This window comes from Pseudidiomarina sp. PP-1MA, assembly GCF_041200125.1.
Classification (GTDB): domain Bacteria; phylum Pseudomonadota; class Gammaproteobacteria; order Enterobacterales; family Alteromonadaceae; genus Pseudidiomarina; species Pseudidiomarina fusca.
Map to the genome: position 1 here is coordinate 1,413,064 of NZ_CP165718.1, position 11,247 is coordinate 1,424,310.

Genomic DNA, 11,247 nt, shown 5'->3' on the forward strand with positions numbered 1-11,247 from the left:
CTCACTTCCGTCACTATTACTTGTTAATTACTTTACGGCCTTTGTAGAAACCATCAGCTGTTACATGGTGACGACGATGCGTTTCACCAGAGGTAGAATCAACCGACAGTGTAGGGCCGCTCAGTGCATCGTGAGAACGACGCATGTCGCGCTTCGAACGACTTTTCCGATTCTGTTGTACAGCCATTTACGCTATCTCCTAAGTTTATTTACGCTTTAATTCCTGCAATACCGCAAAAGGATTATCTTTTGCTGCTGGAGCATCATCAATCTTGCCCCATTGCATTGCTTTACTATCTACCCGACATTCGCGCTCTTCGTGCTTAATGACCACGGGTAACGCCAACATCAATTCATCTTCGACCAAGGCATGCAGATTAATTTCGCCCAGCTCGTCAAGCTCAATCGGTTCGTACTCTTCCGGCATCTCGGTGGCCTTTTGCCGCTTCGTTATCGGAGCATAAACAAAATCACATGAAATTGGCCATTGCATTGCATCTGAACAACGTTCACAAGCAACACACACAGTAACTTCAGCATGACCCGTTAACCGTTTGATGCCTTGTGCATCCGTATCAAAACTTAATGATACATCAACATCAGACATCGGCTCTAATAACAGCTCTTGCAAACGCGCAAGACTCTTCCCCGGAACTAATCCGATATAAGAAACTTGTTTGCCGGCACTTTTAACCGGATCGACCGTAATCGGTACTCGAACCTTCTGCATAGGGCGCGAATGTTAAAGGATTCGCCTAGTGAACACAAGTGATTTTCGCATTTTTAAAATGTACTGGTCAATGGATTATAACCCCACTGGCGTAACATCTGCAGCAAGCGCAGTAATGGCAAACCAATCAAACTATTAGGGTCATCCCCTTCTAAGCGTTCAAACAAGCTAATACCTAAGCCTTCGCTTTTAAAGCTACCGGCACAGCGCAATGGCTGCTCCAGCGCAATATAGCCCTCAATTTCAGCTAAGCTCAACTCGCGAAAGTGAACTACAAAAGGTTCTACGCAACTTTGCATAGCGCCGGTATGGCTATCATAAAGAGCTAGCCCAGTATAAAAAGTTACTGATTTACCCTGCGCGGCTTGAAGCTGTTTTATTGCATTAGCCACCGTGTGAGGTTTGCCAACAATCTCACCATTAACCACCGCGACCTGATCAGAACCAATCAACCAATGCTGAGGATACTGAGACGCCAACGCTTTGGCTTTTGCTTGGGCTAAGCGCTCTACTAACGCCGGTGCTGTTTCGCCGGCTAGCGGCGTTTCATCCACCTCTGGTGCGGCAACCGTAAAGGTAGGAATGATTTTTTCTAAGAGTGCTTTTCTAAAAGGTGAGGTGGAGGCTAAGACTAGGTTCATATCGGGTCTCACTTAAACTTGCTTGATGATCTTGCAGTCTGACTGCCTTACACGTGCGCTAACAAATCCGGCCACTGCGAAATGATGGCGAGCGGTTGATAAGGTTGTAACTGAGCGGCATCATGCACGCCAAAGCCCACCCCAATACGAGGCATATTAACAGCAGCAGCCATGCGCATATCGTGAATAGAATCCCCAATCATTACGGCTTCGTGGGGCTGACGTTTGGCGGCAGTTAAAATATCAACCAGCATGGTTGGGTCGGGTTTGGATTTAGCTTCATCAGCACAGCGCGAAAAATCAAATAATTGCCGCGTAGCTGTTTCATCCCAAGCCCGTTCCAAGCCCTGACGAGCTTTACCGGTTGCTACCGCAAGTTGATAGCCTTGCTCCCGTAACTGCTGCAAAGTGGCTAATGCTCCCGCAAAAAGTGGCGACGGGGTTTGGCAATCGACCACGTACTGTTGCCGATAAACATCGGTAAAACGCACCATTTGCTCCGTAGTAAAACGGCCAAATAGCTTTTCGATGGCTGGCTGTAAACTAATACCAATAATATCTTTGACTGCGGCCACTGACGGCACCGGTAATTCGAGAATTCTGGCGCTGGCTTGCATCGAGGCGACGATACGAGCAACGGAGTCCATTACAGTACCGTCCCAGTCCACTATGATTAACGGGTACTTCATATGAATTTGGTTCCACCTAGGGCACGCAAAGTTTGCGTCAACTCATGATCCAACGGCGCATTCACTGTGATCGTTTTAAGTGTTTGTGGATGCTGAAAACTAAGCTGATGGGCATGCAAAAATAATCGCTTCAACCCGCAGCCTTGCAGTTGTTGATCAAATTCACGATCACCGTATTTATCATCGTAGGCGATGGGGTGCCCTGCTTGCAGGGCATGCACCCGAATTTGGTGGGTACGGCCAGTGATTGGTGACGCCTCAACCAAGGTACAACTCGCCTGCACTTGGGCTTTAGCTTTTTGCCCAAAGCGCTCAATCACCCGAAATCGAGTTTCAGAAGGCTTACCTTCGGCGTCAACCCGAACTACTCGCTCACCAGACTTGAGGGTATTTTTCTGTAAGGGGGCAGCAATAAACTTAACATGCTCTTGCCATTGCCCGCGCACCAGCGCTAAATATTGTTTATCCATGGTTTTGCTGCGCAATTGTTCATGCAAATGGCGCAGTGCCGAGCGGCGCTTAGCGATAAGTATACAGCCGCTGGTATCACGATCTAACCGGTGTACGAGTTCTAGCTGTTTAGCTTGGGGACGCAAGGCCCGCAAACTTTCAATCAGGCCAAACTGCAACCCCGAGCCACCATGAACGGCTAATCCTGCTGGCTTATTAATCACCAACAAAATATCGTCCTCATACAAGATCTGTTCTTGCAATGCTTGCACGCGGTCTAAATGAACTGATGGTAACGGGTTTGCTTCGGCCACTCGAACAGGCGGAATTCTTACGATATCCCCAGCTTGAAGCTTATATTCTGGCTTGGCTCGTTTTTTATTTACCCGCACTTCTCCCTTGCGCAAAATTCGGTACACCAACGATTTGGGTACCCCTTTTAACTGCGCAATAAGATAATTATCAATTCGCTGACCGGCATAGTCGGCATCGATTGTTTGCAGGCGCACCTGCGAGGTTTGGTTTGTCTCTGTCATAGGATGCGGATTTTAGCACTAACCCTTGACAATGTTCATCTTGTATTTACACCAATTTTTATGCGACAATCGGATACCGGAAAAATCCGCACCGGTTGATTGAGCGCGGTACGTGGTCATCATGCTGAATTCTGATGGCTCGTAAAACAGGCAAACATATTTTTACGCGTGATTTGAGCGGAGCTGCGTTAGTACTAACGAGTCCACCCCAGCTTACGATTTAGTCCAGATTGCATCCGATAAAGAAAATCGGTCAATTGGGTTTCGAGAAGTTGGCGGCACGGAAGATAGGTTAGTCCTCCTTTTTGATTTATAGCGAAAGGCTGAAACCAGCGCGCCCGCCCCTGAATCGAATCACTTTAGTAACACCAGTGCTGCAACGCAGTACGACTTATAACAAGCGCATTTCGGCTTGGTAACCAATTGCAAAACTCACGTTGGTGTTGATGTAACAACACAACGGGAGTAGCCAGAACTCAATATGTTATGAGTTTGGCAAACTACAATTCAAACCTGAAATGGCGATGGCTTAGGCCAGTCGTGCTGGGTTGTGGCCTTATAAAGAGTCACAACTAATGAAAAGAATGCTGATCAATGCAACACAGCAAGAAGAATTGCGTGTTGCCCTCGTAGATGGCCAACGCTTGTACGATTTAGATATCGAAAGCCCTGGTCACGAACAAAAGAAAGCCAATATTTATAAGGGTAAAATTACCCGAATTGAACCCAGTTTAGAAGCCGCCTTTGTTGATTATGGTGCCGAGCGCCACGGTTTCCTTCCCCTTAAAGAAATTGCCAAAACTTACTTTCCTAGTGGTTACTCTTTCTCTGGCCGCCCTAACATCAAAGATGTTATTAAAGAAGGCCAAGAAGTTATTGTGCAGATAGATAAAGAAGAGCGCGGTCAAAAAGGCGCAGCTCTAACGACATTTATCTCATTAGCCGGTAGCTATCTGGTGTTAATGCCAAACAACCCACGTGCTGGTGGTATTTCGCGCCGTATTGAAGGTGAAGAACGGTCAGAATTAAAAGCCACATTGGATGCCCTAAATTTACCTGAATCCATGGGGTTAATTGTACGTACTGCGGGCGTTGGCAAGTCGCAAGAAGAACTTGAGTGGGACCTTAATGTGTTGCTACACCATTGGGATGCTATTGAAAAAGCAGCCAATGCACGCCCTGCTCCGTTCCTTATTCACCAAGAAAGCAATGTTGTCTTCCGTGCGATTCGCGACTATTTGCGCCGTGATATCGGTGAAGTTCTGATTGATAATCAGAAAGTCTTCGATATGGTTCGTGATCATGTCACTTTAATCCGCCCTGACTTTGTCAGCCGCGTTAAAATGTATCAAGGTGATGTGCCGCTATTCAATCATTATCAGATTGAAAGCCAAATAGAATCAGCTTTCCAGCGCGAAGTGCGGTTGCCATCGGGCGGTTCAATCGTCATTGATCCAACTGAAGCACTTACCTCGATTGATATCAACTCTGCTCGCGCTACTAAAGGTGGCGATATTGAAGAAACGGCTTTTCAAACAAACTTAGAAGCGGCTGAAGAAATCGCGCGACAACTGCGTTTACGCGATGTCGGTGGTTTGGTTGTCATTGATTTTATTGATATGACCCCTGCTCGTCATCAACGTGAAGTTGAAAATCGTTTGCGCGATAGCTTAAAGCAAGACCGCGCTCGCATCCAAGTGACTCGAATTTCACGCTTTGGTTTATTAGAAATGTCACGGCAACGTTTGCGCCCATCACTTGGCGAAGCGTCGAACCATGTTTGTCCGCGTTGTAGTGGTCATGGCACGATTCGTTCGGCCGAATCCTTGGCATTATCTATTCTTCGTTTGATTGAAGAAGAAGCCCTAAAAGACAATACCATTCAGATCCAAGCTCAGGTGCCTGTTACGGTAGCTACTTATTTATTGAATGAAAAACGCCAATCTATCGTAGATATCGAAAAACGCCATACCGTTTCTGTGCTCGTTATTCCTAACCCTCATTTAGAAACGCCCCATTTTGATGTGAAGCGTTTACGTAACGATGAAGTGGATGAAGCTAATAGCTTTACCTTAATCGAGAAGCCAGACACCACCAGCACCGAAGTTGTCTTGAATAAAGACAAGCCAAACTTTGAAGAGCCTGCCTTAAAAGGCTTACAGGCTCCGGCAGCACCAGCACCAACAGTTGCAGCTGCGAGCCCAGCCCAAGTAGCACAAGCTACGGGCCCAGGTTTATTGTCACGATTAGGTAAATGGTTAGCTAGCTTGTTTAGCAGCGACTCGGACGAAGCTGAGCAAAAGCAGCAGCAACAGCAACAGCGCCGTCCTAATAATAACCGTCGTAATAATCGCGGTAACAATAACCGTCGTCGCAATAACCGCTCACGTTCACGCGACACCGATGATGAGCGCAAAGATGCTGCGGCAAAAACCACGCAAAGCAAAGACAATAAGCCAGCTGATGCCGCTAAAGCAAATGATGATAAAGCCAGTGATGGTCAAAAAGAGCGTAGTAATCGTCGCAGTCGTGGTGGTCGTAATCGCAATAAAAACAACGATCAAGCAAATACTGACGTCAACAAAGCGGTTACCGCAGAAGCTGTTAATCATGACGAAGCGCCAACAGAAGCTAAGCCGGCAGCACCAAAACAACGCCGTCAACGTCGTAAGTTAGAGCGTTCTGTACGTATCAGTACTGGCGATGTTGATGGTGCAGCGACCACGACTCAAGCTGCTGCAGCGCAAAACGCTGAACTTGCAACAGCGAGCGTGACCAGTCCTAGCGGCGATAACCAAGCTCATGACGGTGGTACTAAGACTGCAGCCGACACAGCAAAAGCTGATGACGGCCATGTTGCAACCCCAACTGAAACAACGGATACGTCAGCGACCTCTACAACTGATGCTAGCGATAGCGAAGCGACTGAAACTGAACGCGCGCCGCGCAATCGCAGCCGTCGGTCACCGCGTCATCAACGCGCTGCGGGCCAACGTCGTAAAGCCGAACAAGCCCAGCAAGCTGATAACGGTACTGATTCTACCGCAGAAGCAGCGGTTGCAGCAGCTCCTGTTGAAGCAGAAGCGCAGGCAGCTACAGCTCAAGTTGAAGCAGCGGCTCCGAGAGAAGAAAAGTCTCCTGTAGAAGCAGCTACAGCTGAAGTAAAAACTCCTGCGGAAGCAGCAGTTGCTGAGACAGAAACACTGGCTGCAACCGAAGAACAAGTTCCTGCTAAAGCAGAAGCACCAGCAGAAACTGTGGCTGAAACCGAAGCAGAAGCTCCTGTAGAATCGGCACCAGCTGAGACAGAAGCACAGGTTAAAACAGAAGTAGAAACTCCTGTTGAAGCAGAAGCACCTGCTGAAACAGAGGCTCCGGTTAAAGCTGAAGTAGAAGCTCCTGTTGAAGTAGAAGCAGCGGCTAAAGCTGAAGTAGAAGCTCATGCTGAAACAGAAGTACCGGTCAAAGCTGAAGTAGAAGCTCCTACTGAAGCAAAAACTGTTGAAGCTCCAGCTCAAGTTGAAGCAGAAGCAGCGGCTAAAGCTGAAGTAGAAGCTCCGGCTGCACCAAAAGCACCTGTAGCTACCACTGTGCGAGGCAAGATGACGAGCGCCGCTATGGCGAAGGCTGCTGCCGTAGCTCGTAATGGTGATTATCAGCCCTTAAAGGCGTCCGATAACAGCCATCGTATAGCTTTTACGAAAGATGCTCGAGTTGCGAGTTTTGCCGAAGCTAAAAGTGTGATTACTGCGCCAATGAGTAAAACACAGTAGGTCACAAGGCTGTAGCGAACACGCTCTTTAGGAGCCAAATTCGTTTAAACCTAAAAAAAGCCGCAATCATTATCGATTGCGGCTTTTTTATTGGCTTTCTTGATTTAGCTAGCGGGCTAACCCATTAGGTTAGCCCTGCTTCAATCATTTTAAGTTGTCTTCAAACAACTTAAAGATCCGGCGGTATTCATCTAACCAGCTTGAAGGCTGACGAAAACCATGAGGCTCGACCGGAAAAATAGCAGTTTCAAAGTTTTCTTTTTCATGCTCAATTAAACGCTGAACTACGCGCACACTATCCTGAAAGAAGACATTATCATCTACCATAGGTGAGTTGATTAATAACGCATCTTGAAGCCCTTCAGTAAAATAAAGCGGCGAGCTACGACGATACGCAATAGGATCATCATCCGGTAAATTCAAAATGTTCGAAGTATAACCTGTGTTGTAATGAGCCCAATCACTGACAGGTCGTAACGCTGAACCGGCTTTGAATAACCCTGGCTCTTTAAACAATGCCATGAAAGTTAAGAAGCCACCGTACGAGCCACCGTAAGTACCCATGCGTTCAATATCAACATTTGCGTTGGCGCCCGCCCAATTCACAACATCTACCAAATCTTCAACTTCAGGTGTTCCCATCTGCCGATAGATGGCTGTACGCCAATCACGACCATATCCTTTAGAACCACGATAATCTAAATCCAATACCACGTACCCTTGTTGAGTTAAAAAGGTATGGAACATAAATTCACGTTGATAACCTGACCAGCCAGCATGGGCATTTTGTAAATAGCCGGCGCCGTGAATAAAGACTACGGCCGGGTATTTTTCAGCACGATTTGCATCATAATCTTTGGGGTAATACACCCTGGTATAAATAGGATGATCAACATGACTCGATGGTATCGGCACAATTTCTGGCGCAACCCAATCAAAGGCCATAAAGCTCTCAGTGACCGTTGTCGTCAATCGCTTTGGCTGGGCCGAGTCGTCTAGTGCTTGTACATAGAGTTCTTCTGGCTGCAGGGCCGATGAGTGTTTGATTAGTAACTTATCTTCTTGGGGGCTTAATTCATAATTATTGATACCACCTAAGCGAGTTAACTGCTCAAGTTCTGCGGTTGCTGTATTCACCCGAAAAACTTCGTAGTTGCCTGGATGCGGTTGGTTGGCACTGAAATAAATATAATCACCCGTGTGACTCACTGTTGGGTCTTCCGTCACAAAGTTACCCTGAGTTAACTGCTTGATCTTTCCAGTTAAGGGTTTGACGTACAGATGTGCATAACCATCAGCTTCAGACTGGAACCACAAGGTATCGCTATTGGGTAAGAAACCAAACTCATTATGGGTGTAGTTAATCCAAGCTTCATCATGCAAGCGTTCTTGATTCACTAGTTTTTTACCTGCAAAATCAATGCTGGCAATCCAACGGTCCTTGTTATCCCAAGCTTCTAGCATTACTGCCGCATGCTGCCCATCATGGGTCCAACGAACGGCGCCAGCTTGCCAACCCCAATCTTGCATTAAAGTAATCGGCCGTGGCTGTTCTTTGGATTTGTAGGTTTTTCCTTCAGCAGCATAGTTTTCTTTTCGCACTGCCGCCAACACATCTTCATTCCAACCGGGCAACGAATTATAAGTTAGCTGGGTTTGCTCACCGCTGGTTAAATCTAACACCAACAACTGATGCTCTACCGGCTTAGCATCGGCTACCCGTGCGCGCACCGACTCTGCTGCCACACGTCCGTCTTCGGTCACATAGTTTGGCATAATATCGCCATCAGCCCGCCATTGCTGCGGATCGCTAATAGCTACAATCATTTTGTCACCGGCTGGCGACAAACTCGCTGCTACCAGTTGCTTTCCTTTACCCAGATAAAAGGATTCAGGCGCTAACGAGGGATTTTTTTGTTGTAATTCTTGTTGCTGAGCAAAACGTTCAGCGCGCTGCTGACGTTCTACTTGGACGAACTCGATCAGTTGCTGTTGCTCGCGTGCAATGAAATCTTTTGGCGCTTGATTCGCTTGCGGTTTATCTTGGCTAACTAAGCTTGCAATCTGCTCTGTTTTGCCGGTATTAACATCCACCACAAAAAAATCATTACCTTGGCGATAAGCTAGCCGACCGTCCGTTAAAAACTGCAATTGGCTTTGTCTCGCTTCATCTCGAGTTAACTGGTTGGTTTCTCCGTTAACTACATGCTTAACAAAGATATTACCTTCAAACGTATAGGCAATCAGGGAACGATCCTGATTATAAACGCCACCGTTATAGGCATAGTTATGCAGACGCTCAAGAGGCACTTGATGAGCAGCTTTAGTTAGCGGCTGATGAAACCAATCGCGTAGCTGTGAGCCGGCACGTTTTTGCTGATACAGCACACCGCTGCCATCTAGCATCCAATAGGCATTTTCTGGTGACCGCGCCACCCAATCTTGATCCGCCATAATTTGCTTTAAGGTAAGCTCTTGCCCTGCTTGAGCCTGGTTATTAGGTGCTGTAGCTAACACCGCTGGGGGTACCTGCGTCGCAGTTGATGACGTTGGAGGATTTGTGGTTGCACAAGCAGCCGAAAGCAAGGCTGCGGCAATAGCAATTGCTACTTTTGTTTTCATTATTGTTTCCTTGTTAACCTAGCCATTGAGAATGAAATCTGAGTTATCAGCCCATTAAAGCAAAATGCCCAGCAAGATACGAGCTGGGCATAAATAAGATGCGATAAAACTGTTACAGTATCAGTTAAACTTCGGCGTCTGGTTGTTTACTTGGGTGTGCCGCTGCAACAAACGGTAACTCAAGCAAACGCTGATAAATTCCCATCATGATGGGATAATCATCTAACGCTATGCCAAACCGCTGGGCGCTATACACCTGCGGTACCAAACACACATCAGCCATAGAGAACTGGTCGCCCACACAATAAACACCGGCTACCTCTTCTAGGTTCCGTTCAAACGCCTGAAAACTTTGTTTAAACCAGTGCTGTAACCAAGCTTGCTTAGCATTATCTGAAACCTCTAATTGCTGGCTCAAATACTGCTGAACACGCAGATTAATGAGCGGCTGCAACTCACTTGCAATATCCAGCGCTAGTGCTCGAATAGCACCCCGCTGCTGCGCATTACCTGGCAACAATGAAGGCTGTGGATGAGTATCTTCAAGATATTCCATGATCGCCAACGACTGATGCAAAATCACCTTGCCATCGACTAAGGTAGGCACCAAGCCATTAGGATTAAGCTGGCGGTAAGCTTGTTTGTGTTGCTGACCACCCTCTTTAATTAAATGCACTGGAATATAATGATAGTCAATTTGCTTGTAGTTGAGCGCAATCCGCGCCCGGTAACTGGCGCTTGAGCGCCAGTAGCCGTAGAGTTCCATGCTTAACTCCGCTGTTATTCTGCAGCTGGGTCGTATTGCACTACAACTTGGTCGATACTACCAAAAATGCTGTGCCCATCTGCATCAATCATTTCAATTTTGATGGTGTCACCAAATTGCATAAACCCGGTACTAGGCTGGCCATCGCGAATGGTTTCTATCATGCGTACTTCAGCGATACAGCTGTAGCCCACACCACCTTCATCGATTGCGCTACCGTGATCAGTACCCTGCTTATTAGACACAGTACCAGATCCGATAATAGCACCAGCTCCGAGATGACGAGTTTTCGCTGCATGGGCAACTAACTGAGCGAAATCAAAGGTCATGTCGACACCCGCATTCGGTTTACCAAATGGCTTGTTGTTATAGTAGCTCAACAATGGCAAATGCACCTTATTATCACGCCAATTTGCGCCCAATTCATCGGGAGTTACGGCAACTGGCGAAAAAGCTGATGATGGCTTCGATTGAAAAAAGCCAAAACCTTTGCCTAGTTCATTCGGAATCAAGCCACGCAACGAGACATCATTCACCAGCATTAACAAGCGAATGTATTCGCCTGCTTCGCTTGCACTAACCCCCATAGGGACATCGTCGGTGATAACTGCAACTTCACCTTCAAAATCTATTCCCCAAGCAGTATCAGCCATGCTGATCTCGTCTTTAGGGCCCAAGAAGTCATCAGAGCCCCCTTGATACATTAAAGGATCAGTCCAAAAGCTTGGTGGCATTTCCGCATTTCTAGCCTTACGTACTAATTCCACATGATTCACATAGGCACTACCATCAGCCCATTGGTAAGCACGTGGCAATGGCGATTCACATAGATGTTCATCAAAGGCTTGCGCATCACTCAGCTCACCAGCGTTTAATGCTTGATAAACCTTCTCTAATTGCGGTGCAATGCCATCCCAGTCGTCCAATACTTCTTGTAAGGTTGCAGCCAGCGCGGGTACTGCTACGGCTTTGCTTAAGTCGCGGCTAACCAACATCAATTGGCCATCGCGCGTACCATTTCTATAAGTTGCAAATTTCAT

The 11,247-nt window shown here is 47.0% G+C and carries 9 protein-coding genes; 1 reads left to right on the plus strand and 8 read right to left on the minus strand.

Annotated elements, in window-relative coordinates:
• Positions 1 to 16 precede the first annotated feature (16 nt).
• Genes rpmF through rluC form a run of 5 tightly spaced genes read right to left on the minus strand, consistent with a single transcriptional unit; the run spans position 17 to position 3,046 of the window.
• The gene (gene rpmF, locus AB8S08_RS06775; protein ID WP_026862145.1) at positions 17 to 187 is read right to left on the minus strand and encodes a 50S ribosomal protein L32; all 171 of its coding nucleotides are present in this window, start codon (positions 185 to 187) and stop codon (positions 17 to 19) included.
• Positions 188 to 205: 18 nt separating this feature from the next.
• Entirely contained in the window at positions 206 to 730 is a 525-nt protein-coding gene (gene yceD, locus AB8S08_RS06780; RefSeq protein ID WP_313932272.1) for a 23S rRNA accumulation protein YceD, read from the minus strand.
• Positions 731 to 783: 53 nt separating this feature from the next.
• Positions 784 to 1,371 (minus strand): nucleoside triphosphate pyrophosphatase, encoded by a 588-nt coding sequence (locus AB8S08_RS06785; RefSeq protein ID WP_153825680.1) that lies wholly within the window; start codon positions 1,369 to 1,371, stop codon positions 784 to 786.
• A 47-nt stretch (positions 1,372 to 1,418) separates the two neighbouring features.
• Entirely contained in the window at positions 1,419 to 2,060 is a 642-nt protein-coding gene (locus AB8S08_RS06790; RefSeq protein ID WP_153825681.1) for an HAD family hydrolase, read from the minus strand.
• On the minus strand, positions 2,057 to 3,046 hold the full coding sequence (rluC, locus tag AB8S08_RS06795; protein WP_110075145.1) for a 23S rRNA pseudouridine(955/2504/2580) synthase RluC: 990 nt from the start codon (positions 3,044 to 3,046) through the stop codon (positions 2,057 to 2,059). Before rluC ends, AB8S08_RS06790 begins: the two co-directional genes overlap by 4 nt.
• Positions 3,047 to 3,621: 575 nt before the next feature.
• On the opposite strand from rluC, the gene rne reads away from it, so the two are divergent.
• On the plus strand, positions 3,622 to 6,819 hold the full coding sequence (rne, locus tag AB8S08_RS06800) for a ribonuclease E (protein WP_369742285.1): 3,198 nt from the start codon (positions 3,622 to 3,624) through the stop codon (positions 6,817 to 6,819).
• 144 nt (positions 6,820 to 6,963) lie between these two features.
• On the opposite strand, the gene AB8S08_RS06805 is transcribed toward rne, so the two are convergent.
• The 3 genes from AB8S08_RS06805 to AB8S08_RS06815 form a co-directional block, all read right to left on the minus strand.
• Positions 6,964 to 9,441, minus strand: coding sequence for a prolyl oligopeptidase family serine peptidase (locus tag AB8S08_RS06805; protein ID WP_369742286.1), 2,478 nt, complete (start codon positions 9,439 to 9,441; stop codon positions 6,964 to 6,966).
• Between the two features lie 124 nt (positions 9,442 to 9,565).
• Complete coding sequence (maiA, locus tag AB8S08_RS06810; RefSeq protein WP_313932268.1) at positions 9,566 to 10,207, minus strand: maleylacetoacetate isomerase; 642 nt, start codon at positions 10,205 to 10,207, stop codon at positions 9,566 to 9,568.
• A gap of 14 nt (positions 10,208 to 10,221) precedes the next feature.
• Complete coding sequence (locus AB8S08_RS06815; RefSeq protein ID WP_110075149.1) at positions 10,222 to 11,247, minus strand: fumarylacetoacetate hydrolase family protein; 1,026 nt, start codon at positions 11,245 to 11,247, stop codon at positions 10,222 to 10,224.

Excerpts from the sequence above, each read along its gene's own strand:
- rpmF (WP_026862145.1), bottom strand. The coding sequence starts at position 187 with ATGGCTGTACAACAGAATCGGAAAAGTCGTTCGAAGCGCGACATGCGT.
- yceD (WP_313932272.1), bottom strand. The coding sequence starts at position 730 with ATGCAGAAGGTTCGAGTACCGATTACGGTCGATCCGGTTAAAAGTGCC.
- AB8S08_RS06785 (WP_153825680.1), bottom strand. The coding sequence starts at position 1,371 with ATGAACCTAGTCTTAGCCTCCACCTCACCTTTTAGAAAAGCACTCTTA.
- AB8S08_RS06790 (WP_153825681.1), bottom strand. The coding sequence starts at position 2,060 with ATGAAGTACCCGTTAATCATAGTGGACTGGGACGGTACTGTAATGGAC.
- rluC (WP_110075145.1), bottom strand. The coding sequence starts at position 3,046 with ATGACAGAGACAAACCAAACCTCGCAGGTGCGCCTGCAAACAATCGAT.
- rne (WP_369742285.1), top strand. The coding sequence starts at position 3,622 with ATGAAAAGAATGCTGATCAATGCAACACAGCAAGAAGAATTGCGTGTT.
- AB8S08_RS06805 (WP_369742286.1), bottom strand. The coding sequence starts at position 9,441 with ATGAAAACAAAAGTAGCAATTGCTATTGCCGCAGCCTTGCTTTCGGCT.
- maiA (WP_313932268.1), bottom strand. The coding sequence starts at position 10,207 with ATGGAACTCTACGGCTACTGGCGCTCAAGCGCCAGTTACCGGGCGCGG.
- AB8S08_RS06815 (WP_110075149.1), bottom strand. The coding sequence starts at position 11,247 with ATGAAATTTGCAACTTATAGAAATGGTACGCGCGATGGCCAATTGATG.